We start from the raw sequence: 25,260 nt of genomic DNA, 5'->3' as shown, positions 1-25,260 counted from the left end.
TGCTCGGACCGCTCGGCCCAGATATGGAGTGTACGTACTGCGGGCGCCCGGTCGAGGACCACGATCCGCTGTATCTCTCGGCCGAGGCGGGTGGCACACCGACGGCGCAGTTCTGCAACTACGGCTGCCTGTCGGCCCACGTCGATGCCGAGGACCTGACGACCGGTGCGGCCTGCGAGTGGTCGCCGGAGTGACTCGTCCCGTCCCGGTATCCTTTTTCCGCCGCCACTCGGGGACCCGAGTATGACACTATTCGGGACGAGTGGCATTCGCGGACCGGTCGGCGAGACGGTGACTGCTGACCTCGCGCTCTCCGTCGGCCGCGCACTGGGTGTCGACAGCGACCGCGTGGTCGTCGGGCGGGACCCGCGCGAGAGCGGCGAGTTCCTCCAGTCGGCGCTCGTCGCGGGCCTGCGCGAGAGCGGGACAGACGTCGTAGACGTCGGCCTCGCCTCGACGCCGACGGTCGGTCGGGCGGTCGGGTGGCAAGCGGCCGACGCCGGCGTCTCCATCACGGCGAGTCACAACCCGGCCGAGGACAACGGCATCAAACTCTGGCAACCGTCCGGACAGGCGTTCGACGCCGAGCGACGCGAGACCATCGAGGAGCGTCTCGAAGACGGCGCGTTCGACCCAGCCGACTGGGACGAGTGCGGGACCCTCGAATCTTGGGCGACGGGCGCTCGCACCCGCCACGCCGAGACGATTCGCTCGGAACTGGACCGCGACTCGCTTTCCAGCCACGTCCTCGTCGACGTGGGTAACGGCGCTGGCGGCGTCACCGCCGACGTCTTGCAGGCGATGGGCTGTCACGTCGAGACGCTGAACGGCCAACCCGACGGCGCGTTCCCCGGCCGACCGAGCGAACCGACCCCGGAGAACTGCCAGTCGCTCGCGACGCTGGTCGCCGAGTCCGACGCCGACGTGGGTATCGCCCACGACGGCGACGCCGACCGGATGCGTGCGGTGGCCGGCGACGGCACCTACCTCTCCGGTGACGTCCTGCTGGCGCTCTTTGCACGGGCCGCCGCCAGCCCCGGTGACCGGGTCGCCGTCCCGGTGGACACGAGTCTCGCCGTCGGCGACCACCTCGCCGAAATCGACGTCGACGTGGAGTACACGCCCGTCGGCGACGTCTACGTCGCGGAGGCCGCAAGCGCCGAGGGCGTCGCCTTCGGCGGCGAACCAAGCGGCGCGTGGATATGGCCCGACCACACCCTCTGTCCCGACGGGCCGCTTGCGGCCTGTACCGCGGTGACGCTGGACGCCGACCGACCGCTTGCCGACCGGGCCGCGGAGGTCCCGAGTTACCCCATCCGCCGGGACAACGTCGGCGTCGACGCGAAGGGTGCGGTGATGGACCGGGTTCGAGAGCGGGTCCTCGACGAGTTCGACGACGTGACCACGCTTGACGGCGTGCGCGTCGACCTCGGGGACGCGTGGTTCCTCCTCCGGGCCAGCGGGACCCAACCGCTCGTTCGGATCACCGCAGAGGCCCGCGACGCCGACCGCGCCGACGACGCGTTGGCGACGGCGCGGGACCTGCTGTCCGACGCGCGGACCTGACGCTGTCGGCATTCACCGCCAGTGAGTACACCCGAAAAGAGACAGTCCGGGCGAGAGAACCGACCGTTCGGCCCCAGTTCGATTACCCGCGTCGCGTGGACCTGGCCTCGCGGACGTCGGCCCCGTCGCGAATCTTGTCTTCACACTGCGGGCAGACCCGCGGTTTCTCGACCCCATTCGGCGTGAAGACACGCGCGTAGTCGGCCGTTACAAAATTGCCGCAGTTCTGGCATTCCGGCATACAGGTACGAACGACGGTCTATAGCGCCTTAATTGTTGGCACTTTGGTAATTGATGACACACCCGACGATTGGGGGTCGGCGCCGTGGCCTCAGAACTCGCTGGTGACGGTGCCGTCCTCGACGAGTTCGACGACGCCGTCGAACAGGGCCCGAAACTCGTCGACGGTCGCCTCGTCGTGGACGCCCTCCGCGAGGTGGAACATCCCGACGGCGTCGTACTCCTCCAGCAGTTCGAGGATGTCCTCGACGGCCTCCATGGCCTGGTCCTCGTCGGCGTAGTAGATGAGTTCGGTCAGCGAGTCGAAACTCACGCGCAGTTTGCCGTCGTGGTCCTGTAAGAACGTCTCCGTCTCGGCGACGATTCCCTCCAGGTCGTCCGGAGCAGAGGCATAACGGACGCTCTCGGACTGGCGGCGGGTGTACCCGCGCTCGACGGAGAGGGTATCGAGGATGGTGGCCGTGTCCTCGTCGACTTCGTAGTACTCCAGTTTCTGTTTGACTTCGCGAGCAGTGGTCCGCGTCGAGATGACCAGCATCGCGTCGGTGTCCGTCGACAGGAAGTCAGTGTCGAGTCGGTCCGTCTCGCCGGTGCTGGGGTGCAGGAGAAGGATACCGGTCCCGCCCTCGACGGTGTCCGGCGTGTTGTCGATGGCCAGCGTATACTCCATGTACCCGAAACGCGGGGCGACAGTCATTAAGTCTGCGGGTATCGCTCAGAACACGCTGTCGGCGGTGGCTGCGCCGACGACGCTGAAGATAGCGCCGACGGAGATGGCTTTCAGCGTCGTCACCGTGACGGCCATCGGCGTCGGGTCCGGGAGAATCCCGCCGTCGACGAGAAACGTATCGGGGGCGGTAAACACCATCGCGAGGACGGCGACGGACCCGAAGGCGACGACCATCAGCGAGACGAACCGTATCGGGACGCCGGCGACTTCGGCCTCGCGGTCGAGGTCGCGGTCCGCGTCGGCCTTGTAGAGTGCGCCGTAGCCGATGGCGAAGACGATGCCGGCGACCAGTCCGGCGTGGAGCGTCGTCATGTTCGCAGCCAGCACCCACACCTCCTCGGTGACGACGAACGGACCGGCCAGCAGGAACCCGCCCACGACCTGCTGTGCGGTGTCGGCGATACGGTACCGGGGGCGACGGCGGCGCATACCCGTTCGTGGACGGCCCGGTGTGATAACGTTCCCGGAGCGGTCGCCGGACGGAGTCGAAGGGCGTTTTGCCCGGCCACACACAGTACGCGTATGAGCGTCAGCGACGAGTTCGACGACTGGGCGGCCCGTGGAAAAGACCGCGGGATGGAGGACCGCCACTGGCACACCGCCAAGCACGTACTGGCCCGGATGCCCGTCGAAGCGGGCGACACCGTCCTCGATTTGGGCTGTGGGAGCGGCTACGCCGGCCGCGCCCTCAAAGAGACGAAGGACGCGGGCCGGGCCTACGGCATCGACGCCTCGCCGGCGATGGCCGAGAACGCACGATCGTACACCGACGACCCGGACGTGGGCTACCTCGTCGGGGACTTCGAGCACCTGCCGTTCGAGACTGACAGCGTCGACCACTGCGTCTCGATGGAGGCGTTCTACTACGCGAGCGACCCCGACGCCGTCCTCGAGGAGGTGGCCCGCGTCCTCGGTCCCGACGGCACGTTCCACTGTGCCGTGAACTACTACGAAGAGAACGTCCACTCTCACGCGTGGGACGAACTGGTCGACGTCCCGATGACTCGCTGGAGCGCCGCCGAGTACCGTAACGCGTTCCGCGAGGCGGGACTCGCCGTCGCCGTACAGGACAACGTTCCGGACCGCGACATCGAGATTCCGCCCGAAAGCGAGTTCCCGACCGAGGAGTGGGACACGCGCGAGGCGATGGTCGAGCGCTACCGAGAGTTCGGGACGCTCGTGACCGTCGGCGTCGCCCCCTGAGTCTCGTTTCGCTTGGCTGTCAACTGCGGGAACGTTTTTGACGGGCGATACGAAAGATAGGTCGTGGTTACTCGCCAGCGGACGTACGTACTCGCGGGCTTGCTCGTTGCGCTGTCGCTCCTGACGACTGTGTTGCTGTCGAGCGTGCTGGCGACCGTCTTCTTCGCGATCACCGTCGCTTACGTCCTCTTTCCGCTCTCGGAGTGGTTCGTACGCCACGGCCTCTCGAAGCGACTCGCCGCCGCAGTCACGACGGTCATCGCCTTCGTCGGGGGGTCGCTCGTCCTCGTCCCGCCGGCCGCCGTACTGTACCGTCGCCGCCGCGACCTGTTCGCGTTCTTCCAACAACTCCCGGACAGTGTCACGATCGTCGTCGGCGGATTCCGGTACCCGATAAACATCGAGAGGACGCTGGCCGGCCTCAGCGAAAGTCTGCGGGCCGTCGCTGTTGCACTCGCCAGCGAGACGCCGATCATCGCGCTGAAGATCGTCCTCTTTACGATACTCGTCTACGCGATGCTCTGGCGACCCAGCGCGCCCGGCGAGGTGCTGTATCGGACGATTCCACGACCGTATCACGACCTCGTCACGCGCTTTCACGAGCGCCTGCGCGGGACGCTGTACGCCATCTACGTCTTGCAGGCCGCGACGGCCTTCGGAACCTTCCTGATGGCGTGGGCGGTGTTCGGGATGCTGGGGTACAACAGCGCGTTCTCGCTCGCCGTCGTCGCTGGCATCCTCCAGTTCGTCCCCGTCGTCGGGCCGAGTGTGGTGGTCGTCGCCATCGCCGCCGCGGACGTCGTGACCGGCGACGTCGTCGGCGCACTGCTGGTGACGGTGCTGGGACTGGCCCTCGTCGGTTTCCTGCCGGACGCGGTCATCCGTCCCCGCCTCGCCCGCTACACGACGGGGATGCCCGCCAGCCTCTACTTCGTCGGGTTCACCGGTGGGGTGCTGTCGCTGGGGCTGGTGGGGTTCATCGCGGGTCCAGTGGTCGTCGCGCTACTGGCCGAGACGGCGAATCTGCTCGCGGCGGAACGGGGACCAGAACAGCAGGCGCTGGGATAAGCGAGGACGCTTCGATGCGAGGACGCGTCTTACTCGTCCGTGCCCGTCTCTAACGGTCGGTCCTCGGCTTCCCACTCGGTCAGACTCCCCTCGTAGAAGTCGACGTCCTCGAAGCCGAGGTGCCGGAGCACGACGTAGGTGTGACTGATGCGACGGGCGGTATTACAGTAGAGGACGACGCGTTTCTCCGGGACGATGCCCACCGATTCGAGGACGGCCAGTGCGTCCTCGCGGGCGAGGAGGCCGCGCGTCTCGTCGTCGACGAGTTCGCGCCAGTCGAGCAGGACGGCCCCGGGGATGTGGCCCTCGGCGTACTCCTCGTCCTCGCGGGTGTCGACGAGGACTGCCTCGGGGTCGTCGGCCGCGGCGGACACCTCGTCGGGGCCGACCAGCGGCGACGATTCGGGCGGGGAGACGACGTATTCCGTGGCCGCTACCTCGGGGGCGTCGCTCGTCGTCTCGCGTTCGAGTTGCCAACTCGAAAAGTCCCCGTCGAGGAGGTGTAGCTTCTCTGGGTCGTGGCCGAGCAGTTCCGCCGTGACGAGAAAGCGCGCGGCGAAGACGCCGTGGTGGTCGTCGTAGGCGACGACGTCGCCGTCGCCGGTGACTCCGATCTCCGAAAGCAGCGACGCCCAGTCGTCCTCGCTCGGGAGCATCCCCGCCTCGCCCTCGCCGGTGCGGAACCGGTCGAACGGGACGTTCACGGCGCCCGGCAGGTGGCCGAGGGCGTCGTACTCCCACGCGTCGCGCACGTCGACGATGCGACAGTCCTCGCGGTGGTCGGCGACCCAGTCCGCGGAGACGATGTCTGTCATTGGCCGTCCGTACCCACTCGGGCCGCTTGAAGACTCTCATCGGGGCTGGTCGAAGGTGGTGGCAACTGTTGCCGGATGTATGCCGCGCTGGCTCTGTGGACTGGACAGGTCGGGGCCGCATCTTCCGGTCCGCTCTCTACGGATGCGTGCCGTTCACAATATGCGTTCGCGTGATAGGGGCAACATATGCCGTCACGGGGGAGGAGTGGCCGTACATGCCGCCACTCGTGGTAATATATGTGTGGTAGTCGAATGGTTGATCGCACAATGACTGATTACGCCAACGACGTGCTCGTCTCGGCCGACTGGGTCAGCGAGCACCTGGACGAGTTCCAGAGCGACGACCCCGCCCACCGCCTCGTAGAGGTGGACGTGGACACAGAACTGTACGACGAGAGCCACATTCCCGGCGCCATCGGGTTCAACTGGGAGACGGACCTGCAGGACCAGACCACCCGCGACATCCTCTCGAAGGAGGACTTCGAGGACCTGCTGGGTTCCCACGGCATCAGCGAGGACTCCACCGTCGTCCTGTACGGTGACAACTCCAACTGGTTCGCCGCCTACACCTACTGGCAGTTCAAATACTACGGCCACGACGACGTCAAACTGCTGGACGGCGGCCGCGAGTACTGGGTCGAGAACGACTACGAACTCACCGACGAAGTGCCCGAGTTCTCCGCCGTCGACTACGAGGCCTCCGGCCCGCGCGAGTCCATCCGCGCCTACCGAGAAGACGTCGACAACGCCATCGAGCGCAACGTTCCGCTCGTCGACGTTCGCTCGCCCGAGGAGTACTCCGGCGAGATCCTCGCACCCCCCGGACTGCAGGAGACGGCCCAGCGCGGCGGCCACATCCCCGGTGCGGAGAACATCTCGTGGGCGGCCGTGACCAACGACGACGGCACGTTCAAGAGCTACGACGAACTCGAAGACCTCTACGGCGAGTACGGCATCGACGGCGACTCGACGACCGTCGCTTACTGCCGTATCGGCGAGCGCTCCTCCGTCGCCTGGTTCGCGCTCCACGAACTGCTGGGCTACGAGGACACCATCAACTACGACGGCTCCTGGACGGAGTGGGGCAACCTCGTCGGCGCTCCCATCGAGAAGGGCAACTGAGCTAGCGAAGTAACCCGAATCGGAACGGGGTGCCCGCAGGGCGACCCGTGGTGAAGGTGGAACTAGTGGTTGACGACCGGTCCTTGAAGTACGGCTGGGTGTCTGTAGGGCGCCTTCGGCGCCGAGTAACTGGGTCGCTCGATCGCGCTCGATTTTCTTTCGTGGCGGGGAATTGAAGATAGTGCGCCGTTCGTCTCCAGTCCGCCATAGCAATTCGTTGCGTCGAAGACGAGACAATTACTAACAGACAATTTCGCCACAACCTAACAAAAATATACGGAAAAATATATGGAAAAATCATACTGGACAGACATGATAGATGAAATGGAGATAAAATGGACAAGAGATCCTGCTCCAGACGGCACGCGTTGAAATCACTTGGAATCGTAGCAACCGGCCTCGCGAGTGCCGGGACGGTCGCAGGTTCGCCGGACGGGGACGGGGGCTCCAAATCCCCTGTCGACGCTGAGCCACTCGATCCGGAAACCTACGAACCGCTTCACCCTGACGTTTCGGAAGTTCACGTCGGTCAGGAACTGAAGTCTCTCACTCGTCACTGGCCGCTGCTCGCCGCCTCGGACGACGTCGTTTTCGGGCACCTGGCGGAAACTGGCTATTCGGATCGACGAGCGGACGAGGCCAGCGACGCCCTGAAGGAACTTCGACGGAAGTACCCCGTCACACAACGAACGAAGAACGGAGACACGTACCTGAACCTAGCCTCGGAATCCTCTCGCGGAGGTCGTCGCAGTCACGGCGGACGGACCGGTTCTACTGACCGGTCCACTGCGATCGTTTCAGCTGATGGTGGCGAAACCGACATCGCAGAGGTAGCAACAGTCGTCAACGACGGTCTCGCTCGCTCGCGCGGTGAGAGATCTGTCGACGTTCAATGGAAAAGGGGCCATCACGACGGTATCACATGGCTATCTGCAAGTGCTGTTGGGGTCAGTAGTACGTATAGGGATGGGATCAAGGAGAACGCCCGGCAACCGGACATAGATGACTACTCGGCACCCGATTGGACGAGTGGGTTCATCGGGAGGAACTACTTCAAGAAGACGATCCACTCGGAGAAGCACTATTACAACCCAGATATGGGTCTCGGCCGGGCCCCGAAGATGGCCAAGCAGAACATGCAAGCCGCCGAGTCGGAACTCGACGTCTCCCACCCTAACTACGACGATTGGGAGGACGCGTACAACAAGACCGCGTACGCGAGCCACTACGTGGCCGACTGTGCGCAACCGCTCCACACCGGGATGGAGTACCAGCAAGCCGGCAACTACGCGGCACAGGAGTCGACGGGTGGCACGCCGATTCACCACGCGTATGCGAAGTGGGCCATGAACGATGTCTGGGGGGACGTGAAATCCGACTTCGAGAACGGATCTCACTTCGACGTCCTCAATCTCGACTCCGCTACCAAGGACCTCGCAGACGCGTCTCACAAGGCCGAGACGGTCTACTGGACGATCTACAACACTGATAACTGGAGGCACGACTACAATCTAGAGCAAATCACCGAGAACAGATTGCAGGCGGCCACGTTGTATATCAAGGGGATGTTCAATCGGCTTCGAAGCTAGAGTGGACGGTAACAACAGAGCTATTGCTTCAAATATTTTGACGGAAGAGGCAACTGCACAACCCATTCGTATTACTTCGATATCAGCTAGAACTATTTCCTCTACTGCTGGGATGCGCTCGTCACTCTGACAGTTCCGTTCGCCAGTAACGCTGGGGACCATCCCGGTTCCCCTTCGTCTGTCACAAGTTTATATTTATAATGCCCAGGGTAAGCATCTTCTGGGACGACGATCGGGATGTGTAGCGTGACGTTCTGTTGCGTTTTGCCCCAATTCCAGTATAATTCACTCGAAATATTTGGGTTCTCTGTAGTCACTGGTGCGTGGGGGTCGACGGTCGCGTTGGCGACATCTAACGTGATTTCGGGTCCATGGTTTGGTCCGTCCATTAAACGGGGTGGGCTCCACACTCCAACGTTAGATACGTGGTGGGCCGTCACCTCGACCGTCACGGTACTTCCCTGTGCGGCGGTCGTTGGCGGTATCTCTATCGAGGGTTCTGGCGAACTAGCCCACCCGAGACACCCCGCGGTGAGCATGAGGAGGGCGGCGAGTCCGACCAATCCAGCGGAGCGCATATTTTTGCGGTGTGTGTTTCAGCAAAATTTTTGTGGTTGACGGGTCATCGCGGTACAACGACGTGACTGTCGGATCAACCAGTTGAGCGCTGGTAAATAGATAGTAGTTGCTTTGCTCATCTTCGAGAAGCATTCGACACTCTGACAGTTCCGTTGACGACTTCGGACTCGGACCACCCGGGTTCCCCTGCGTCTGCTACGAGTCTGTACTTGTACAGCCCGGGGTGGGCGTCCCTTGGGACGACAATCGGAAGCTGTAGTGTGACGTTCTGCTGCCTTTCGTCCCACCTCCAATACGCGTCATTCGTTGTATTTGCACTCTCCGTAATCACTGAGGTATGCGGTTTAATGGTTGCGTTGGTTACGTCTAATGCCACCTCTGGTTCGCTGTTTCGTCCATCTATTAAATATGGAGGTCTCCACACTCCAACGTTAGATACGTGATGGGCCGTCACCTCGACCGTCACGGTACTTCCCTGTGCGGCGGTCGTAGGCGGTATCTCTATCGTGGGTTCTGGCGGATTAGCCCACCCGAGACACCCGGCGGAAAGCACGAGGAGAGCAGCGAGTCCGACCAATCCAGCGGAGCGCATGTTTTTTGCGGTGTGCGTCTCAGTAAAATTCTCTGTGGTTGATGGATCATCGCGGTCTGACGACGTGACATCGGCTCGACGAGGGATCGGTAGCCGGTGAACCAGGAGTCGTTGCTTTGAGCGAGACAGCTCCGGTTCGGGCCGCCGGATCGACGGCGCTGTCACCGACGCCGTCGCCGCCCTCGTCGTAGACGGTCACGTTACACGGGAGCAACGCGCCGAGTTCGAGCTCCGCCTCCAGTGCCTCGTGAACGAGCGATGGATTGCACGCGCCGAGAATTCTGTCGTCGCGGAAATCATCGCGGAGCTTCACTTGTAGCGTCGCCCGCACGTCAATGTCACAGAGGACGCCGAACCCTCATCCGCGAGCGCTCCTCCGTCGCCTGGTTCGCGCTCCACGAACTGCTGGGCTACGAGGACACCATCAACTACGACGGCTCCTGGACGGAGTGGGGCAACCTCGTCGGCGCCCCCATCGAGAAGGGCAGCTAAGGGTTCTAACGTCACTGCTTTCTTTGCGCGCAGGTCGGTGAGTTTCGACTAACAGCAGTCACGACACCGACACGCTCGTTCCGTTCAGCACACACGCTGACGTATCCTAGCCGTGGATTGAAGAGCACGGCCGCCAAGCACACCGTGTGGACCGACAGGAACTCGAAGCGGTGCTGTGCGAGACGTTCGACGCGGACGACGAACCGGTCGCCGTCGTCGCGCGACAGGCCCGCGACTTGGCCGAGGCCGGGCAGTTCGACGCCGACTTCGACGGCGAACTGACCGTCGACACCGTCGTCCGGAACTTACAGGACGCCCCCGGCGACTACACGCTCGTCGAGCGGTGGAACTGGTGGCTGGGGGCGCTCGACCTCTCTCACGGCGGCTACGCCCGGTTCAGCGTCAGACCGGACGTCGATACGCGGTCGTAGCCGTCGCTCCGAGGTGTAAAAAAAACGGGGACCGCGACGCCAGTCAGAATACGCTCAGTCCGTGCGCCTCTCGTGCGTGTTCGAGGAGGTCCTCGGTCGTGTCGAAGTCCTCACCGCAGCTGCACGTGTGGTACGTCGTCGGTGTCTGCTGGCGTGTCGCCATGACAGGTTCACCTTATCGCCCAATCATAATAATTGTTTATGTGCTATTGGTACCGCGCCTCAATCCGGGTGCTAACAAGGAACACATACCGCGAGACTGCGACGCTACGCTCCTGAACCATTAGCTCGCCTACATTCTTTGTGACCGGGGTGCGTCTCTCCTCGTATGGCCGCACGAACCCGCAAACTCTTCGCGACGCTCACCGCCGCCGTCATGCTCTGGGTCGGCTGGGGTCTGTATATAACTAGAACGACAGAACGCGTCCCCTACGAGACGCTCGACGAGTTCGACGGCGTCGAGATACGCCGCTATCCCCGCACGGTCCTCGTCGAGACGACGGCGCCCACCGCCGGCGCGGCGTTCCGCCGCCTGTTCCGGTACATCTCCGGCGAGAACGAGGCGGGCGAGGATGTCGATATGACGGCACCCGTCGCGACGGACGGCGCGACCGTCGAGATGACGGCGCCGGTCCGCACGGACGACGCGGACGACGGCCCGGTCACGATGGCGTTCTACCTCCCCGCGGAGTACACCCCGGCGACGGCACCGGCACCGACGGACTCCACCGTCCGCCTCGTCGTCGACCCGCCGCGGACGGCCGCGGTCCGCGCGTTCGGGTGGTACGCCACCGCCGACCGCGTCGCCGGCGAACGCGAGGCGCTACTGGAGACGCTCGCCGACCGAGGTATCGAAACCCGCGGCGACCCCGTCGTCCTCCAGTACAACGACCCGTGGACGCCGCCGTTCATGCGGCGAAACGAAGTCGAGGTCGACGTCGCCGACGGTGGCAACTGGACCGACGAACACTAACCGACGAGGGCCGTACTCGACGCCGATGGAGGTCCAGTTCCTCGGTGGTGCCGACGAGATCGGCCGGAGCGCCGTGCTCGTCGACGACAGTCTCCTGCTGGACTACGGAATGGCAAGCGAGTCACCGCCGCAGTACCCCGTCGGCGACGTGGACCCCGACGCCGTCGTCGTGAGCCACGGCCACCTCGACCACGTCGGGGCCGTCCCCGCACTGATGTCGAGTGGCGACCTGCCGCCGGTCCACTGGACGCCGCCGACCCGTGACCTCGCGACGACGCTCGCCGAAGACACGCTGAAACTTCACGGCTCGACCCCGCGCTGTCCCTTTACCGACACCGACGTGCGCCGACTCACACAGGCCTCCGTGACTCACGGCTACGGCGAGTCCTTCGAGGCGGCCGGCTACGAGGTGACGCTTTACAACGCCGGACACATCCCCGGGAGCGCACACGTCCTCGTCGACGATGGGGACACCCGTCTCCTGTACACCGGCGACTTCCACACCGGCGACCAGCGACTCGTCGCTCCCTCCACCGCGCGTCCCGAGGCCGACGCCGTAATCTGTGAGTCGACCTACTCCGACGTGACCCACGAGGCCCGTGACGCCGTCGAGCGACGGTTCGCCGAGAGCATCCAGCAGACCGTCTGGCAGGGCGGTACCGTCGTCGTCCCCGCCTTCGCCATCGGCCGCACGCAGGAGGCGATGCTCGTCTGTGCCGCCCACGACGTGGACTGCTACGTCGACGGGATGGGCCAGCGAGTCACGACGCAACTGAAGCGTCACCCCGAGTTCCTGCGTGACGCCGACGCGCTGGCCGGCGCGACGTCGTCTGCGCGCTTCGTCGACGGTCGTGACGGCCAGCGAAAACGCATCGCGAAGCAAAACACCGTCATCATCACGACGAGCGGGATGCTCTCGGGCGGCCCGGCGATGACCTACGTCCCAGCCATCCGACAGCACCCGACGAACAAGGTGGCGCTGACGGGGTATCAGGTCGAGGGGACGCCCGGTCGGGAACTGCTAGAGACGGGCAGCGCCGAACTCGACGGGCGCGTGATGCCGGTCAGTGCGCAGGTGGAACTCCACCAGTTCTCGGCCCACGCCGACCGCGACGGCCTGCTCGAATTCCTCGATAGCTACCGGGAGACGCCGGTCCTCATCAACCACGGCGACCGGACGGCGGCCTTCGCAGAGGAGTTGCGTGCCGACGGCTTCACGGCCAGCGCGCCCGCACTCGGCGAGGCCGTCGGGCTCTGACCGTCGACGACAGCCCTCACTCCTCGTCGCGACGCTTCAGCCACTCGTCGAGCAGGTCCCGTATCGCGGCGTCGCGGTTGTCGCGGTGGTCCGCGAACGCCTTCTCGTCGACCGCTTCGAGCAACGCCTCGTCCAGTTCGAGTTCGACCTCTTCGAGGTCGAGGAACGTCTCGTTCATCGGATTCGAAACAGGGTACGGGTGGGTAAATACTCTCGTCAGACGGGTGTCCTGCGTTCGTGTGACACGGCCCGTCTGCCGGTCGAGGACAGGGGTGACCGCGCTTCAGTCCGCGGCTTCTGTGGGTGTGCCGATGTTCTCGCGGAGGTCCGCCTCGATGGCCTCCAGCGAGCGCCCCTTCGTCTCGGGGACGAGTCGGTAGGTGAACAGCAGTGCGACCAGACTGCAGGCGCCAAACAGCCAGAACGTCGAGGGCTTGCCGACGCCCGCGGTCAGCATCGGGAAAGTCAGCGAGACGAGCAGGTTCGCCCCCCAGTTGGCGACGGTGACGGTCCCCATCGCGCTCCCGCGGACCGCGAGCGGGTAGATCTCCGAGATGAGGAGCCAGAACACCGGCCCGAGGCCGATGGCGAAGAACGCGACGAACAGCATCAGGCTCGCCGTGGCGATCCAGCCGAGTGCGCCGCCGAACCCGGGGAGGTAGAACACCGTCCCGAGGACGCCGAGCGTGACGACCATCCCGCCGATGCCGACCTGCAACAGGAGGCGGCGGCCGACGCGGTCGATGAGCGCGATGGCGACGACGGTCATGACGACGTTGATGACGCCGATGCCCACCGTCGCGAGGATAGAGGTGGTGCTCCCGAACCCGGTCGATTCGAGGATGGTCGGCGCGTAGTAGATGACCGCGTTGATGCCGGTGATCTGCTGGAAGACGGCCAGTCCCAGACCGACGATCAGCGCCGGGCGGAGCCACGGTTTGAGGAGTTCCCGGACGCCCGTGCCGGACTGCTTCGAGACGGTCTCGGCTATCTCTTCGAGTTCCTCGTCTACGTCACCCTGTCGGGTCCGCTGGAGGACGGCCTCGGCCTCGTCCTTCCGTCCGTGTTCGAACAGCCAGCGGGGGCTCTCGGGCATCTTGAGCATCCCCACCGCGAGGATGACGGCCGGAATCATCCCGGTGCCGAGCATCCAGCGCCACGCGCCGGCGTCGGCGAAGGCGTAGTTGACGAAGTACGACGCCAGAATCCCGACGGTGACCATCAGTTGGTTCAGCGAGGTGAGCGCCCCGCGGATGCGCGGCGGCGCGATTTCGGAGATGTACAGCGGGCCGACGATAGAGGCGAAGCCGATGGCCACGCCGTCTATCAGTCGGCCGGCGACGAGCACCGGGACGGACGGGGCGATGGCCATCGTCAGCGACCCGACGAAGAACACGCCAGCCCCGAGGAGTATCAGTCTGCGACGCCCCAGTCTGTCTGCCAGTTTTCCACCGACGGCGGCGCCCAGTGCGGCGCCGGCCATCGCGCCGCTCATCACGATGCCCTCGACCAGCGGCGACATCGTGAATGTGTCGTTGATGTAGAGGAACGCCCCCGAGATGATGCCTGTGTCGAACCCGAACAGGAGACCGTTCAGTGCGGCCAGCGCGGACGTGAGGTAGATGAACCGGTCTCCGCCTCCGCGCAGGACGCTCCGGATGTCTGCTGTTGACATGATGTACATCTTCCACATAGTTGGAAGTCCGTTATGAATCGTTCGGATCTATCAATCATATTTAATAACATATGACCCATCACGTACGGCGATTTCGAAACAATCTATGTATATAGTATACGTTATTTCTACATGAAACATCCGGGTCCCGTGGTCACGGGAGCGGCGGTACCGATCAGTGACTCCCGCGCGCTGGGCCACGTCGGGCGCGGCGTCGGCGGCCCGGAGAACGACCGCGTCGACGCGCTAGGCGACGCCGGCCTGTTCGTCCATCGGGTCACGGATGTCGCCGACGACGGCCTCTAGCGCGTCGGTGACGGTGAGCATCCCGAGTACTTCGCCGTCTTCGAGGACGAGCGCGAGTTCCTGACTCTCTGCCTGAAACCGGTCGATGGCGTCGCTGACGCTTGTTTCTGCGGTCATCGCCATCGGCGGGGCCGCGATCGATTCGAGGTCGATACCGCCGAGTACGGTGCCGTCGATCGGTTCCTCGCCGTGTTCGCGGACGAGTTCGGGCACGTAGACGATGCCCAGAAAGTCATCGAGGTCCTCGCCGACCAGCGGGTACCGCGTGTGGGGCGTCTCGGCGACTCGGCGGGCGTTCTCGGTCTCGTCGAGACTCGTCGACAGGACGACCATGTCTTCGGCGGGGACCATCACGTCCCGGACTTGTTGGTCGCCGGCGTGGAGCGCCGCAAGCACCTCCTCGCGGCGTTCTTCCGAGAGGCCGCCCTCGTTCAGTACCGACCCGAGTTTGTTCCGGAGGTCGGCCCGGGACTCGATGACGTCCTCCTCGGTTTCGAGCCACGCGCCGGTCATCTCGATGCCGAACAGTCGCAGCGTCCACTTCGCGACGGCGTCCCCGAGCGTGATGAGCGGCGAGATGAGCCAGTTGAACCAGTACAGCGGCGTCGCGCCGTAGCGACAGACGAACCGCGACCGCTCGACCCCCAGATACGTCGGCGTCTGCTCGCCGTGGGTCAGGTGGACGAGGTTGATGATGAGGAAGGCGATGGCGGCTCCGAGACCGATACCGGCGAGTCGCGACTCGGTGAACACCGGTTCGAACAGTACGGCGAGCGCGGGTTCGGCGACGATACCCACCGCGATGGAGGAGGCGGTGATGCCGACCTGACAGGTGGTGAGATATATCTCGAGGTCGTTCGTCATCTCCCACGCGCGCTCCAAGGCGGCGTTGCCGTCGCTGACGAACTCGTCTTCGGTGAACTGCCGAGCCCGCGTCAGGGCGAACTCGATGGCGACGAAGAAGCCGTTGGTGAGGATGAGCCCGACCCCGGCCAGCAGTCTGACCGCTATCTCGACGGGTTGCATCGCCCGGCAGTTCAGCCGCGTCCGTGGAAAAAGCTAGTGTTGTATCGTCGCCGTCTCGAAGTCGTACGCGACGCCGGTCAACTCCGCTGAGACCGCCCAGAGACGGTCGGCGTCGCCCTCGTCTCTGGACGCCTCGTTGGACTGCTGGAACTCCGGATGGCCGCGCATCTCCAACAGGCCGTCTGGGCCGACGTACTCGCCGCCGAGGACGTCGTCGGCCGTCGCGGCGTACAGCATCGGGAGCGCCCCCTGTGCGGCCGACTGGCCGAACAGCGCGTTGGCGACTTTCATCCCGGCCATCCGGAGCGACGACCCCATCTCGCGCGGGCCGCGGAACTGGAGGTCCGTGTCGGCGTAGCCCGGGTGACAGGCCACGCTGCGGACGTCGTCGATGCCGTGGTCGTCGAGTCGCCGGTCGAGTTCGTAGGCAAAGAGGAGGTTCGCCAGTTTGCTCTGGCCGTAGGCCGCCCACTTCCCGTAGTCCCGTTCGGACTGGAGGTCCGAGAAGTCCATCTCGCCCATCTCGTGGGCGCCCGAGGACTGCGTGACGACGCGGGCCTCGCCGTCGCTCGCCCGCAAGGCTGGGAACAGGCGGCCCGTCAGCGCGAAGTGGCCGAGGTGGTTCACCCCCAGTTGCATCTCGAAGCCGTCGGCCGTCTCCTGTCGGGGGATGGCCATCACGCCGGCGTTGTTACAGAGGACGTCGACGGCCTCGTAGTCCTCGCGAACGCCCTCGGCGAACGCCGCGACGCTGTCGAGGTCGGCGAGGTCACACTCCCGGACGTCGAGGTCGGCGTTGCCGTCGACGTGGCGAATCTCCGAGGCCGCCCGTTCGCCCCGGTCGACGCTCCGACACGCCATCACGACGGTCGCGCCCTTCTGGGCGAACGCTTTCGTTCCCTCGTAGCCGAGGCCGCTGTTGGCCCCGGTCACGACCACGGTCCTGTCCTCCATCGTCGGCATATCGTCGGCGGTCCACCCTGCCATAGCCCGTCGTTGGGGACGAACACACAGAAACCCCTCGGCGAAACAGATGGGCATTTGCCCGTCGAGCGGGTACGGCCGGGTGATGAGCGACGTGTCGGTCACGGTGTACACGCGCGAGGACTGTCACCTCTGCGAGGAGGCTATCGACACTATCGAACGAGTCGCCGACGACGAGGGCGTCGCGCTCGACCTCTCGCTGGTCGACGTCGACACCGACGAGGAACTGCGCGAGGAGTACGGCGAACGGGTCCCGTACGTCCTGCTCGACGGGTCCCCGGCGTTCAAGTACCGCGTCGACGAGCGGCGACTCAGACGGAAACTGACCGCGTAGTCACCGCTCGACTCTCCCTCGTTCGACGGCCTCGCGGAGCGCCGCCGTCGCCGCTTCGGGGTCCTCGGCCCGCGTGATGGCGGTGATGACCGCGACACCGTCGGCCCCTGCCGCGCTCACCTCGGCGGCGTTCTCGGCCGTGATGCCGCCGATGCCGACGATGGGGATGTCGACAGCGGCGGCGATGTCTGCGACTCGCTCCGGGCCGACGCCGTGTTCCTCGTCGGGGATGTCGTCTTTCGACCCGGTTCGGTACACCGTCCCCACGCCCAGATAGTCCGCGCCGGCCGCTTCGGCGGCTTCGGCGTCCGCGACGAACGACACCGAGCGGCCGATGATGGCGTCCTCGCCCAGTATCTCGCGGGCGACCGAGACCGGCAGGTCGTCGTCGCCCAGATGGACGCCGTCGGCGTCCAGTGCCTGTGCGAGGTCGATTCTGTCGTTGACGACGAAGGGAACGCCGGCCTCGCGGGTGAGGGCCCGGATCTCGCGGCCCATCTCGTAGCGCTCGCGGACGGTTCGGCCCTTCTCGCGCAACTGGACGACGCCGACGCCGCCTTCGATTGCCCGCTGGACTATCTCGCGGGTGGTCCGGCCCGCCGACAGCGACTCGCCCGTCACCAGATACACGTCCCAGTCGACCATATGGACGGCTCGGCCCGGCATCGTTCTCACTCTTGTGCTCTCGGCCCGGCAAAGACGCTGTTCGTTGGTCGCCGAACGGTGTCGCGTGGTCCTCGCTGCTCTCGCTCGTGGTCGGCCTGCTCGTCGGCGCACTGTGAGACACCTCGCGGCCACCACCGCCGCCCTCGGGGCCCGAGTCCCCGGGATCTGAGCCGAAGATATTACCGTTTCCCACCCATCCGTTCGAGCGTGCGAAACTACCACATCACGACAGTGTGGGGGATTCCTATTCGTGTCAACATCTCCCTACTGGTTTTTCTGCCGGTACTCGCGTGGCTCATCGGGAGCGGTGCACAGATAGAGTTCTACGCCGGCATCGTCGGTGGTCTCGCCGGGACCGAACTCGACCTCGTCCGCCTGCAGGCCGGAACGACCCCGTGGCTCGTCGGCACGCTCGCCGCCGTCGGCCTGTTCGTCAGCGTCACCCTCCACGAACTCGGCCACGCGTGGGCGGCGATGCGCTACGACCTCGAAGTCGAGTCGATCACGCTGTGGATTCTCGGTGGGCTGGCGAGTTTCAAGCAGATGCCCAGAGAGTGGAACCGGGAGTTCTGGATCGCCGTCGCCGGCCCGATAACCAGCGTCGCCGTCGGCGCGGTCTGTTACGCCGGAGTGCTCGCGCTCCCGGCCAGTGCGACCGTCACGCTGTTCGTCGTCGGGTGGCTGGCCGTGACGAACGTCCTGCTTGCGGTGTTCAACATGGTCCCGGCGTTCCCGATGGACGGGGGGCGGGTCCTGCGGGCGCTGCTCGCGCGGAACCGTCCCTACGCCTCCGCGACCCGCATCGCCGCCCGTATCGGGACGGCCTTCGCCGTGCTCTTTGCCGTCTTCGGAGCGCTGACTTTTAGTCCGCTGTTGATTCTACTGGCACTGTTCATCTACGCCGCCGCCACCGGCGAGTCCCGGACTGTCGCCCTGTCTGACCTGCTCGACGGCCTCACAGTCGGCGACGTCGCCCGACCCGTGGCTCTGACCGTCGAGGCCGACGCCAGCATCGAGGACTTGGTCGACCGGATGTTCGCCGACCGCTCCTCGGAGTTCACCGTCACAGAGAACGGCGAGGTGATCGGAGTCGTCACCATCGAGGACTTCCGCGCCCTCTCGAAGGCCGAGCGCGAGGCCGACACCGTCGCCGACCTGATGGAGACGGACCTGCCCCGGATGGCCGCCGACAGTCCCGCGTTCGACGCGCTTGTGGAACTCGATACGGCCCGGGCCAGCGCGGCCCTCATCGAGGGCCCCGACGGCGTTCACGTCGTCACCCGGGCGGACTTCGCGTCGGCGATGGAGATGCGACGGCTGGTCGGGACGTCGGGCCCGTTCTGAGTCAGTCCCGCTGGCGATACCAGTCGACGCTCCCGGCGGCGACGCCGACTATCGCGACGAACGAGAGGGCGAGGTGGGCCTCGCCGAACCAGAACGGTATCCACGGGGCCACCGCTCGGACGCCGACCAGCGCCAGCGAGAGGCCCGGAATCCGCCCGCCGTCGGTGGCCGTCCCGGTGCCGGTCGCCGCTTCGGTGGCGGTCCCGGCCCCGCTCTCGCCGTCTGCCGTCCCGTACTGTTGTGCCCCGGCACGCTCGCCTTCCGGCAGTCGCTCGGCCTCGTAGGGAATCGGCGAGTCGCTTGGGGTCCCCGTACTCCAGACGACGGTGCCGTTCGGCGTCACCTCGAAGACGCGCTTGTTCAGGGTGTCCGTGACCAGCGTGTTGCCGTTGTCCAGTCTGTCGGCGTCACGGGGCCAGTGGACGTCGATGCCGCCCGCCCGTTCGAGCGTCCACGCCGGTTCCCAGCGGCCGTCCTCGCGGTGGAGTTCGACCACGCGGTCGTTGTCCGAGTCCGCGACCAGAACCGCGCCCTCGCCCAGCCACTGGGGATTGTGTTGGTGGTCGAGTAGCTCGGGGTTGCCACAGCGCACGTCGCCGTCGCCGTCGAAGTCCGAGAGTTGCCCGTTGCCCAGACAGGAACTGTCGTCGCCGCCCCGGTCCTCGTTTATCACTTCGACGACGCCCTCGCCGCGTTCTATCAGGAGAATCTGGTTGGCGTTGCGAACCGAGACGAGGTAGTGGGTCTGGTTGACGGCGTCGACGTCGTTGATGTGGAGCCAATCGCGCTCGGTCACGTCCGGCGGCGCGTCGTAGAACGACGAGGCGTTCCACTGCCACGTCACCGTCTCGTTCCGGACGGTGAATATCCGCTCGTGTTCCATGTCCGAGAGCAGGTACTCGCCCGAATCCAGCCGTTCGACGTCGTGGGTCTCGCTGTTCTTCGCGGTGCGGACCGGGAAGGCGTACTCGGAGACGACGCTCGGCCCGCCCTCGGCGTCGGGGTCGATGATACGGAACCCGGTCTTCGTACAGGGGTCGTCGTAGGGGCCACACCCGGACTCGTAGCCCGAGTGCATGAACCCGGCCATCACGGTGCCGTCCGGCAGCATCGTCACGTCGAAGTAGCTGTCGGCGCTGCCCTCGCGCCACGCGATAGAGCCGTCTTCGACGAGGTAGACGCTCCCCTTCTCGTGCCATCCGGGGCCGCCGCCCTGTGACCCGACGAGCGTCGCGCCCTCGCTGCCGTCGCCGCCGATACCGCGGTCCGGTGCCGTCGCCGCGCCGACCGCGAGCGTTCCGACGAGGAGGAGGAGGCTGAGGCCGACGAGAGCGACACCGCGCGTGGCACGTTCCATCACCCCCGTCTCCGCCGACGGCAGAAAAAAGCCTTCCGGGGTCCTCGGACGGTAGCTACAAAGGTCGGCGTCCCGCAGGCAACGACCATGCAGTCAGGATTCGCCGAGACGTTCTCGTCGCTCTTTGGCACCGACCCGCTCGTGTTGGGACTGGTCGGCGGCCTCGTCATCGCGACGTTGAACCTCTTCGGGGCGTCGCTCGTGTTGGTGTGGCGAGACCCCTCGCAGGAGGCACTCGACACCGCGCTGGGGTTTGCCGCCGGCGTCATGCTGGCGGCGGCGTTCACGAGTCTCATCATCCCCGGCATCGAGGAGTACTCCGGCGGGAACCCGATTCCGACGCTGGTCGGCGTTGGCCTCGGCGCGCTCTTTCTGGACCAGGCCGACCGCTTCCTGCCCCACGCCCACTACCTCCTGACCGGGAGTAAGCGGACCGATGCCGCCGGCCAGAGCGAGACGCTGCCAGTCGACGACCAGCGACTGGCCGGCGTCGTCCTGTTCATCCTCGCCATCACGCTCCACAACATGCCCGAGGGGCTCGCTGTCGGCGTCGGGTTCGGCGCGGCGGCCAGCGACCCGTCGCAACTCGGCGGCGCGCTCGCGTTGATGCTCGCCATCGGCATCCAGAACATCCCGGAAGGGCTGGCGGTGTCGGTGGCGGCCATCAACGCCGGCCTCGACAGGCGCCTGTACGCCGTCGTCGCGGGCATCCGAGCGGGCGTGGTCGAGATCCCGCTGGCGGTTCTGGGCGCCGTCGCCGTCACCCTCGTCGAACCGCTGCTCCCCTACGCGATGGGCTTTGCAGCGGGTGCGATGCTGTTCGTCATCTCCGACGAGATAATCCCCGAGACCCACCGGAACGGTCACGAGCGCATCGCGACGCTGGGGCTGATGGGCGGCGCTATCGTCATGTTGTATCTGGACGTCTCGCTGGCCGCCTGAACTGAGTTTCAGTAAACGCGGCTACAGAACTGTAGGTCTGGAAACATTAAGGGAGGGGTCGCCCCTCGACTCTCCTATGTCATCGACCCCGTCCCGGCCGTTGGTCGTCGGCGTCGCCGGGAGCCTGAACGACGGAAGTGTCACCCGCAAAGCGACCGAGTGTGCCCTCGCGGCCGCCCGTCAACGCGGTGCCAGAACCGAATTGCTGGACCTGCGTGAGTACGACCTGCCCGCGTTCGACCCGAACGCGACCCCGCCCGCCGACGTCGAGGCGCTCACGGACCGTATCGAGGCCGCCGACGCGGTACTGCTGGGAACGCCGATGTACCACGGGTCATACTCGTCGCCGCTGAAGACGGCGCTCGACTACTGTGGCTTCGACGAGTTCGACGACACCACGGTCGGTCTGCTGGCCGTCTCCGGTGGCAGTTTCCCCCTCCCCGCCCTCGAACATCTCAGAAGCGTCTGTCGGGCGTTCGAGGCGTGGGTGCTCCCCCATCAGGCCGCCATCACCGACTCGCACGCTATCGACGGGGCACTCCCCGACGCGGACCGCGAACGACTGACCGAACTGGGCGAACGGGCCGTCGCCTACGCCGGTATCGACCCCAGCCATCCCGCCGAGCAGTGCCCCGGCGCCCCCGCTGACGACTAATCGAACGCCGTGACCGTCGGCGTCTCGTCGACGACGGCCACACGCTCCTCGTCCCCGACGGCGACGGTCACCGCCACCTCCCACGGGTCGTCGTCGCGCACCGTGACGGCGTCCGGGTCGACGACGAACGGCAGTTCCCACAGCGGTTCGCTCCGGAGGTCGACCCCGTTCTCGTAACAGAAGCCCCGTACCGCCGGGTGTGACAACAGGAGTACCCCGGTGGGGACGTTCCCGTGGTAGCTACACTGCCGGCAGTCGAAGCCGACGGTGACGGGATGCCCCGGCACGGCGACGGCCTTCGGTGGTGCGTCCGTTCTGAGCCACCGCCTGACGTGTCCGGCACAGACCGGACAGATGTCTGTCTGTGCCTGTGCCCACGTGTTGCGTGCCACCCGGTCGAAGACGCGCCCGATCTCGTCGCCGCTCCGGTCGACCAGTCCGCCGGGGTCGAAGGGGTGACGCAGATGCCGCCGCCCACACTCGACGCAGGCGACCCGACCGCCTTCGAGCGTGTCGTAGGTAAATGCCAGCCCACCCCCGCAGTCGAGACACGACCCCGACACTGGCTCGGCGTCGACGCCGTCCTGTCGGTGGAACGCGCCGTTGTGGATGGCATCGACGACTCGGTGACCGGGGTAGGTCAGCGCGTACACTCCTCGGTCGGTCTTCGCGACGAACCGCCCCTCCAACTTCGAGAGGTGGTAGTTGAACTTCCCGCTGTCACGCTCACCGATACGCTCACGCAGTGTCGAAAACGAGAGCCGCTGGCCGTCGGCCTCGCCCAGCGCTCGAAGGATGCTGATGCGGAGTTCGTGGCCCACCAGCGCGAACGCTTCCTCCGGCGAGATGTCCGCCCGTCGCTGTTCGCCCATACCCGGCGCGTTGCCACCGGTCGGTAATAGTGATTTACCTGTCGTACGGCCAGTTGGGGTCCCGGTCGAACCCGTCGGGCGAGACGCAGGACTCGACTTCGTCGGGGTCACAGGCCCCGTGTTCGCGGAAGTTCTCTCGCGCCGCCGCCAGTGAGACGTGGTTGGTGTCGCTGACGCAGTCGACGTCGCCGAACTGGGTCGGGTCGTCGAGCCAGTGACACACCGGGCAGACCTCGTAGGACCCCGGCCGTCCTTTCGGTAGTGTCCGGTAGCCACAGCACGGGCAGTACCCCAGTTCCCGTGCCGCGGGGTTCCCGGGCGCGTCGGTCGACATGGCCCGTGGTAAGTGGCGACACATCAAAGAACCACCGGGTCGTTCACACGCCGACAAACCGCAAGAAAGCGCTCTACTCGGACTGTGCGGCTTCGACTTTCTCCGCGTACTCTTCGAGTTCGCAGGTCTGCGCCGAAGAAATCACTATTTCTCACTTCAGCAAATACTAATAATTAAATGCAGCTTCAAAAGCTCGCTTTGAATACCATTTCATGGTCACAGACCTCCTTTTCTCATAGCTGATAAAAGTAACTGAATATGAATGTTTCACTGGTAAACTCTTTTTTTTTGACAGTACCGAAGTTAATGTAATATGCCTACGATGGCTAATACCAGACGAAGCTTCCTTCGAAAAGTCGGTGCCGCTGCCGGGATTACTACCGTTTCAGGTACTGTATCTGCCTCCAACGGAGAACGCGCTCCGTCTAACCGCACTGAGCGTGGTCGTCGCTCCCACACTCCTCGGCAAACTAAGTCCCGCTGGGTGTTTGAAGTGGAACCACAGGTAGATAATGGGGTTAACGCAACTAGCCAGACAACAGTAGAGTCCGTACTCGTAACAGCACACGATAGAAAGGAAGACACTACTACCCGATTCGTTGGAGCAGTAGAGAACGGTCAGTTGAAACTCGACAGAGTAGACGAGTCAACCCAGGCAGCTATGCGCCAAGACGGAGTCACAACGCAAGATATCGGCCGGTTACCCTCTGCTCCGGATTGGATTGACCGGTGGGATGCCTACGACTTCCCCATTGGTCAAGAATGCCAATCGATTAGTGGATATCCAGAGCACTACTTTGCTGGTGGGACAATTGATGCTACCAAACCACTATCAGTGGTCGGCGGAGCGGCGGTTGGTGGTGCTTTCGGTACTCTCGTTGGAAGCATTGTTGGTCCAGAAGGGAGTACAGCTGGTGCGGCCTTTGGTGGGTTTATTGGGGGTGCCGTTGGCGGCCTCATCTCGATGGGATATGACACTGAAACGGCAACTATTGCTGCTGTTGATCAGGACATCGGTGGATATGGGGCTTATGCTCCCGCGATACGATACCAGTACTCCGGATACTGGAACGACCGAGATGCAGATGGAATGATTCCGACCGCTGTCAAGCCTGACAGCCATATATTTATACCTAATCCATAACAGTATCTAAAACAACACCTGAAACTTGAATTTCATGCCTGATTCGGAGTATCCACCGTGGGTGCTGTGTATACTTATCGGCCCAATAGCTGAAACTATTGGGAGTGGATTGTTGATCCATTACAATGTCGGATTCGATAGCGTTGCATTTCAGACTGGCATCTTTTTTGGAGTCTTCTACGCGGTCGGCATCTATGCACTCTATTCGCTGTACTATAAATTGTCTAAGAAGTACCTCGCGTACGCTGGCGTCGTGTTTATCGTTCTCGTTCAGACACTCATCTGGTTGTGGGGCGTGGAAGTGCAAGGAGCGAACTACTTTGTCGCCGGTGTGCTCCTCACGGCACTTGCGGGACTCGACAAGATTGCCCGAAGCGTCACAGCAACACGGTAACTCGCCTGCGCACGGTAGAACCCCTTCCCGACGCCCCTACTCGGACTGTGCGGTCTCGACTTTCTCCGCGTACTCTTCGAGTTCGGCGGCGAGTTCGCGGGCCTGTGCCGCCGAGAGCGTGACCGTGTCGGCGTGGGGCTTCACCGCGTCCAGTTGTGTGTTGTCCATCTCCAGTTGCAGTTCGACGTGGTCGGGGTTCTTCCGGGGTGCGGTGACGTTCAGCACCGCCAGCGCCTCCTCGTCGAAGCCGTGGCCCTCCACCGTGCCGTCTAGCAGGTCGAAGGTGGTGTACGCGTTGACTTTCATGATGCGGTCTGCCATGTCCGCTCGTAGCGTCGCTGTGAACTTAACCCCGGTCACTCGGTTCGGTTGCGAACGTGGACAACCGCTCGTCCGGTGTGACAGCGATACCGCTCCAGCGGCGTAGAAAGCCCCCGGACGGTCCGCTGAGAGCGTTTCCGTGACCGTGCTGTCGAAAGCCCCCGACCGGTCCGCTGAGAGCGTTTCCGTAACCGTGATGTCGAAAGCCCCCGACCGGTCGCGGTCGCTGCCCGACATATCCTCGCTCG

The 25,260-nt window shown here is 64.7% G+C and carries 29 protein-coding genes and 2 pseudogenes; 17 read left to right on the top strand and 14 right to left on the bottom strand.

Going from position 1 to position 25,260, the window contains the following annotated elements; translation table 11 throughout:
- The first annotated feature begins 23 nt into the window (after window positions 1-23).
- Window positions 24-194: a hypothetical protein gene (locus IEY28_RS15935; RefSeq protein ID WP_227015706.1), complete on the top strand. Its 171-nt coding sequence runs from the start codon at window positions 24-26 to the stop codon at window positions 192-194.
- A gap of 49 nt (window positions 195-243) precedes the next feature.
- Window positions 244-1,566 carry a phosphoglucosamine mutase gene (gene glmM, locus IEY28_RS15930; protein ID WP_188999991.1) on the top strand — a complete coding sequence of 441 codons (1,323 nt, stop codon included), beginning with the start codon at window positions 244-246 and terminating at the stop codon, window positions 1,564-1,566.
- Between the two features lie 82 nt (window positions 1,567-1,648).
- Here the strand turns inward: glmM and IEY28_RS21030 are convergent, their stop codons facing one another.
- From IEY28_RS21030 to IEY28_RS15920, 3 genes are all read right to left on the bottom strand, one after another.
- Window positions 1,649-1,807 (bottom strand): DUF7563 family protein, encoded by a 159-nt coding sequence (locus tag IEY28_RS21030; RefSeq protein WP_044952319.1) that lies wholly within the window; start codon window positions 1,805-1,807, stop codon window positions 1,649-1,651.
- Between the two features lie 90 nt (window positions 1,808-1,897).
- A complete protein-coding gene (locus IEY28_RS15925; RefSeq protein WP_188999988.1) occupies window positions 1,898-2,476 on the bottom strand; it encodes a DUF7090 family protein in 579 nt (192 codons plus the stop codon).
- A 45-nt stretch (window positions 2,477-2,521) separates the two neighbouring features.
- Window positions 2,522-2,965: a DUF2391 family protein gene (locus tag IEY28_RS15920; RefSeq protein ID WP_188999985.1), complete on the bottom strand. Its 444-nt coding sequence runs from the start codon at window positions 2,963-2,965 to the stop codon at window positions 2,522-2,524.
- 93 nt (window positions 2,966-3,058) lie between these two features.
- Between IEY28_RS15920 and IEY28_RS15915 the strand changes: the two genes are divergently transcribed.
- Both IEY28_RS15915 and IEY28_RS15910 read left to right on the top strand, forming a co-directional pair.
- Complete coding sequence (locus IEY28_RS15915) at window positions 3,059-3,739, top strand: class I SAM-dependent methyltransferase (RefSeq protein WP_188999983.1); 681 nt, start codon at window positions 3,059-3,061, stop codon at window positions 3,737-3,739.
- Between the two features lie 63 nt (window positions 3,740-3,802).
- Window positions 3,803-4,807 carry an AI-2E family transporter gene (locus IEY28_RS15910; RefSeq protein WP_188999980.1) on the top strand — a complete coding sequence of 335 codons (1,005 nt, stop codon included), beginning with the start codon at window positions 3,803-3,805 and terminating at the stop codon, window positions 4,805-4,807.
- Between the two features lie 29 nt (window positions 4,808-4,836).
- Here IEY28_RS15910 and IEY28_RS15905 read toward each other — a convergent pair whose 3' ends face one another.
- Window positions 4,837-5,622 (bottom strand): sulfurtransferase, encoded by a 786-nt coding sequence (locus tag IEY28_RS15905; protein ID WP_188999978.1) that lies wholly within the window; start codon window positions 5,620-5,622, stop codon window positions 4,837-4,839.
- Window positions 5,623-5,889: 267 nt separating this feature from the next.
- On the opposite strand from IEY28_RS15905, the gene IEY28_RS15900 reads away from it, so the two are divergent.
- A complete protein-coding gene (locus IEY28_RS15900; protein ID WP_188999976.1) occupies window positions 5,890-6,744 on the top strand; it encodes a sulfurtransferase in 855 nt (284 codons plus the stop codon).
- 335 nt (window positions 6,745-7,079) lie between these two features.
- Window positions 7,080-8,333 carry a phospholipase C/P1 nuclease family protein gene (locus IEY28_RS15895; RefSeq protein WP_188999973.1) on the top strand — a complete coding sequence of 418 codons (1,254 nt, stop codon included), beginning with the start codon at window positions 7,080-7,082 and terminating at the stop codon, window positions 8,331-8,333.
- A 1,217-nt stretch (window positions 8,334-9,550) separates the two neighbouring features.
- On the opposite strand, the pseudogene IEY28_RS15890 reads toward IEY28_RS15895, so the two are convergent.
- A pseudogene (locus tag IEY28_RS15890) lies at window positions 9,551-9,862 on the bottom strand (DUF302 domain-containing protein); the annotation flags it as partial.
- A gap of 2 nt (window positions 9,863-9,864) precedes the next feature.
- Here IEY28_RS15890 and IEY28_RS15885 point away from each other — a divergent pair.
- The 4 genes and pseudogenes from IEY28_RS15885 to IEY28_RS15870 all read left to right on the top strand — a co-directional run.
- Window positions 9,865-9,996: pseudogene (locus IEY28_RS15885) on the top strand (sulfurtransferase); the annotation flags it as partial.
- A 116-nt stretch (window positions 9,997-10,112) separates the two neighbouring features.
- Window positions 10,113-10,427, top strand: a complete 315-nt coding sequence (locus tag IEY28_RS15880; protein WP_476729785.1) for a WNWW family protein — start codon at window positions 10,113-10,115, stop codon at window positions 10,425-10,427.
- A 328-nt stretch (window positions 10,428-10,755) separates the two neighbouring features.
- A complete protein-coding gene (locus IEY28_RS15875; RefSeq protein ID WP_188999967.1) occupies window positions 10,756-11,400 on the top strand; it encodes an SOUL family heme-binding protein in 645 nt (214 codons plus the stop codon).
- A gap of 25 nt (window positions 11,401-11,425) precedes the next feature.
- On the top strand, window positions 11,426-12,658 hold the full coding sequence (locus tag IEY28_RS15870; RefSeq protein WP_188999964.1) for an MBL fold metallo-hydrolase: 1,233 nt from the start codon (window positions 11,426-11,428) through the stop codon (window positions 12,656-12,658).
- Window positions 12,659-12,674: 16 nt separating this feature from the next.
- Here the strand turns inward: IEY28_RS15870 and IEY28_RS15865 are convergent, their stop codons facing one another.
- Complete coding sequence (locus IEY28_RS15865; RefSeq protein ID WP_166967779.1) at window positions 12,675-12,836, bottom strand: ribbon-helix-helix protein, CopG family; 162 nt, start codon at window positions 12,834-12,836, stop codon at window positions 12,675-12,677.
- Window positions 12,837-12,941: 105 nt separating this feature from the next.
- Window positions 12,942-14,333, bottom strand: a complete 1,392-nt coding sequence (locus IEY28_RS15860; RefSeq protein WP_188999961.1) for a sugar porter family MFS transporter — start codon at window positions 14,331-14,333, stop codon at window positions 12,942-12,944.
- Between the two features lie 132 nt (window positions 14,334-14,465).
- On the opposite strand from IEY28_RS15860, the gene IEY28_RS15855 reads away from it, so the two are divergent.
- Entirely contained in the window at window positions 14,466-14,639 is a 174-nt protein-coding gene (locus IEY28_RS15855) for a hypothetical protein (protein ID WP_188999958.1), read from the top strand.
- Here IEY28_RS15855 and IEY28_RS15850 read toward each other — a convergent pair.
- Window positions 14,580-15,665 (bottom strand): hemolysin family protein, encoded by a 1,086-nt coding sequence (locus IEY28_RS15850; RefSeq protein ID WP_188999956.1) that lies wholly within the window; start codon window positions 15,663-15,665, stop codon window positions 14,580-14,582. The genes IEY28_RS15855 and IEY28_RS15850 overlap by 60 nt on opposite strands.
- A gap of 33 nt (window positions 15,666-15,698) precedes the next feature.
- Window positions 15,699-16,652, bottom strand: a complete 954-nt coding sequence (locus IEY28_RS15845) for an oxidoreductase (protein ID WP_188999953.1) — start codon at window positions 16,650-16,652, stop codon at window positions 15,699-15,701.
- An 82-nt stretch (window positions 16,653-16,734) separates the two neighbouring features.
- Between IEY28_RS15845 and IEY28_RS15840 the strand changes: the two genes are divergently transcribed.
- The gene (locus tag IEY28_RS15840; protein WP_166967787.1) at window positions 16,735-16,983 is read left to right on the top strand and encodes a glutaredoxin family protein; all 249 of its coding nucleotides are present in this window, start codon (window positions 16,735-16,737) and stop codon (window positions 16,981-16,983) included.
- Here the strand turns inward: IEY28_RS15840 and thiE are convergent, their stop codons facing one another.
- Entirely contained in the window at window positions 16,984-17,628 is a 645-nt protein-coding gene (gene thiE / locus IEY28_RS15835) for a thiamine phosphate synthase (RefSeq protein WP_188999950.1), read from the bottom strand.
- 228 nt (window positions 17,629-17,856) lie between these two features.
- On the opposite strand from thiE, the gene IEY28_RS15830 reads away from it, so the two are divergent.
- Entirely contained in the window at window positions 17,857-18,993 is a 1,137-nt protein-coding gene (locus tag IEY28_RS15830; protein ID WP_188999947.1) for a site-2 protease family protein, read from the top strand.
- Window position 18,994: 1 nt separating this feature from the next.
- Here the strand turns inward: IEY28_RS15830 and IEY28_RS15825 are convergent, their stop codons facing one another.
- A complete protein-coding gene (locus IEY28_RS15825) occupies window positions 18,995-20,350 on the bottom strand; it encodes an arylsulfotransferase family protein (RefSeq protein ID WP_188999944.1) in 1,356 nt (451 codons plus the stop codon).
- Window positions 20,351-20,437: 87 nt separating this feature from the next.
- Here IEY28_RS15825 and IEY28_RS15820 point away from each other — a divergent pair, with 87 nt between their 5' ends.
- Complete coding sequence (locus IEY28_RS15820; protein WP_188999942.1) at window positions 20,438-21,292, top strand: ZIP family metal transporter; 855 nt, start codon at window positions 20,438-20,440, stop codon at window positions 21,290-21,292.
- 76 nt (window positions 21,293-21,368) lie between these two features.
- Window positions 21,369-21,947, top strand: a complete 579-nt coding sequence (locus IEY28_RS15815) for an NADPH-dependent FMN reductase (RefSeq protein WP_188999940.1) — start codon at window positions 21,369-21,371, stop codon at window positions 21,945-21,947.
- Here IEY28_RS15815 and IEY28_RS15810 read toward each other — a convergent pair.
- Both IEY28_RS15810 and IEY28_RS15805 read right to left on the bottom strand, forming a co-directional pair.
- Complete coding sequence (locus IEY28_RS15810; protein ID WP_188999937.1) at window positions 21,944-22,819, bottom strand: DUF7351 domain-containing protein; 876 nt, start codon at window positions 22,817-22,819, stop codon at window positions 21,944-21,946. The two genes, IEY28_RS15815 and IEY28_RS15810, sit on opposite strands and share 4 nt — an antisense overlap.
- 34 nt (window positions 22,820-22,853) lie before the next feature.
- The gene (locus IEY28_RS15805; RefSeq protein WP_166967801.1) at window positions 22,854-23,153 is read right to left on the bottom strand and encodes a CPCC family cysteine-rich protein; all 300 of its coding nucleotides are present in this window, start codon (window positions 23,151-23,153) and stop codon (window positions 22,854-22,856) included.
- 493 nt (window positions 23,154-23,646) lie between these two features.
- Between IEY28_RS15805 and IEY28_RS15800 the strand changes: the two genes are divergently transcribed.
- Entirely contained in the window at window positions 23,647-24,297 is a 651-nt protein-coding gene (locus IEY28_RS15800) for a glycine zipper domain-containing protein (RefSeq protein ID WP_188999934.1), read from the top strand.
- A gap of 34 nt (window positions 24,298-24,331) precedes the next feature.
- On the top strand, window positions 24,332-24,691 hold the full coding sequence (locus IEY28_RS15795; RefSeq protein WP_188999931.1) for a hypothetical protein: 360 nt from the start codon (window positions 24,332-24,334) through the stop codon (window positions 24,689-24,691).
- A 36-nt stretch (window positions 24,692-24,727) separates the two neighbouring features.
- Here the strand turns inward: IEY28_RS15795 and IEY28_RS15790 are convergent, their stop codons facing one another.
- Window positions 24,728-25,012, bottom strand: coding sequence for a DUF6360 family protein (locus IEY28_RS15790; protein WP_188999928.1), 285 nt, complete (start codon window positions 25,010-25,012; stop codon window positions 24,728-24,730).
- Window positions 25,013-25,260: the final 248 nt, after the last annotated feature.

Origin of the sequence: Haloarcula pellucida (assembly GCF_014647235.1) — an archaeon.
GTDB classification, from domain to species: Archaea; Halobacteriota; Halobacteria; order Halobacteriales; family Haloarculaceae; genus Haloarcula; species Haloarcula pellucida.
This window is presented reverse-complemented; position numbering and strand designations above follow the sequence as displayed.

Excerpts from the sequence above, each read along its gene's own strand:
- IEY28_RS15815 (WP_188999940.1), top strand. The coding sequence starts at position 21,369 with ATGTCATCGACCCCGTCCCGGCCGTTGGTCGTCGGCGTCGCCGGGAGC.
- IEY28_RS15915 (WP_188999983.1), top strand. The coding sequence starts at position 3,059 with ATGAGCGTCAGCGACGAGTTCGACGACTGGGCGGCCCGTGGAAAAGAC.
- IEY28_RS15920 (WP_188999985.1), bottom strand. The coding sequence starts at position 2,965 with ATGCGCCGCCGTCGCCCCCGGTACCGTATCGCCGACACCGCACAGCAG.
- IEY28_RS15790 (WP_188999928.1), bottom strand. The coding sequence starts at position 25,012 with ATGGCAGACCGCATCATGAAAGTCAACGCGTACACCACCTTCGACCTG.
- IEY28_RS15875 (WP_188999967.1), top strand. The coding sequence starts at position 10,756 with ATGGCCGCACGAACCCGCAAACTCTTCGCGACGCTCACCGCCGCCGTC.
- IEY28_RS15805 (WP_166967801.1), bottom strand. The coding sequence starts at position 23,153 with ATGTCGACCGACGCGCCCGGGAACCCCGCGGCACGGGAACTGGGGTAC.
- IEY28_RS15810 (WP_188999937.1), bottom strand. The coding sequence starts at position 22,819 with ATGGGCGAACAGCGACGGGCGGACATCTCGCCGGAGGAAGCGTTCGCG.
- IEY28_RS15870 (WP_188999964.1), top strand. The coding sequence starts at position 11,426 with ATGGAGGTCCAGTTCCTCGGTGGTGCCGACGAGATCGGCCGGAGCGCC.
- IEY28_RS21030 (WP_044952319.1), bottom strand. The coding sequence starts at position 1,807 with ATGCCGGAATGCCAGAACTGCGGCAATTTTGTAACGGCCGACTACGCG.
- IEY28_RS15855 (WP_188999958.1), top strand. The coding sequence starts at position 14,466 with ATGAAACATCCGGGTCCCGTGGTCACGGGAGCGGCGGTACCGATCAGT.
- IEY28_RS15935 (WP_227015706.1), top strand. The coding sequence starts at position 24 with ATGGAGTGTACGTACTGCGGGCGCCCGGTCGAGGACCACGATCCGCTG.
- IEY28_RS15925 (WP_188999988.1), bottom strand. The coding sequence starts at position 2,476 with ATGGAGTATACGCTGGCCATCGACAACACGCCGGACACCGTCGAGGGC.
- IEY28_RS15850 (WP_188999956.1), bottom strand. The coding sequence starts at position 15,665 with ATGCAACCCGTCGAGATAGCGGTCAGACTGCTGGCCGGGGTCGGGCTC.
- IEY28_RS15845 (WP_188999953.1), bottom strand. The coding sequence starts at position 16,652 with ATGGCAGGGTGGACCGCCGACGATATGCCGACGATGGAGGACAGGACC.
- IEY28_RS15900 (WP_188999976.1), top strand. The coding sequence starts at position 5,890 with ATGACTGATTACGCCAACGACGTGCTCGTCTCGGCCGACTGGGTCAGC.
- IEY28_RS15825 (WP_188999944.1), bottom strand. The coding sequence starts at position 20,350 with ATGGAACGTGCCACGCGCGGTGTCGCTCTCGTCGGCCTCAGCCTCCTC.
- glmM (WP_188999991.1), top strand. The coding sequence starts at position 244 with ATGACACTATTCGGGACGAGTGGCATTCGCGGACCGGTCGGCGAGACG.
- IEY28_RS15840 (WP_166967787.1), top strand. The coding sequence starts at position 16,735 with ATGAGCGACGTGTCGGTCACGGTGTACACGCGCGAGGACTGTCACCTC.
- thiE (WP_188999950.1), bottom strand. The coding sequence starts at position 17,628 with ATGGTCGACTGGGACGTGTATCTGGTGACGGGCGAGTCGCTGTCGGCG.
- IEY28_RS15865 (WP_166967779.1), bottom strand. The coding sequence starts at position 12,836 with ATGAACGAGACGTTCCTCGACCTCGAAGAGGTCGAACTCGAACTGGAC.
- IEY28_RS15795 (WP_188999931.1), top strand. The coding sequence starts at position 24,332 with ATGCCTGATTCGGAGTATCCACCGTGGGTGCTGTGTATACTTATCGGC.
- IEY28_RS15895 (WP_188999973.1), top strand. The coding sequence starts at position 7,080 with ATGGACAAGAGATCCTGCTCCAGACGGCACGCGTTGAAATCACTTGGA.
- IEY28_RS15820 (WP_188999942.1), top strand. The coding sequence starts at position 20,438 with ATGCAGTCAGGATTCGCCGAGACGTTCTCGTCGCTCTTTGGCACCGAC.
- IEY28_RS15860 (WP_188999961.1), bottom strand. The coding sequence starts at position 14,333 with ATGTCAACAGCAGACATCCGGAGCGTCCTGCGCGGAGGCGGAGACCGG.
- IEY28_RS15905 (WP_188999978.1), bottom strand. The coding sequence starts at position 5,622 with ATGACAGACATCGTCTCCGCGGACTGGGTCGCCGACCACCGCGAGGAC.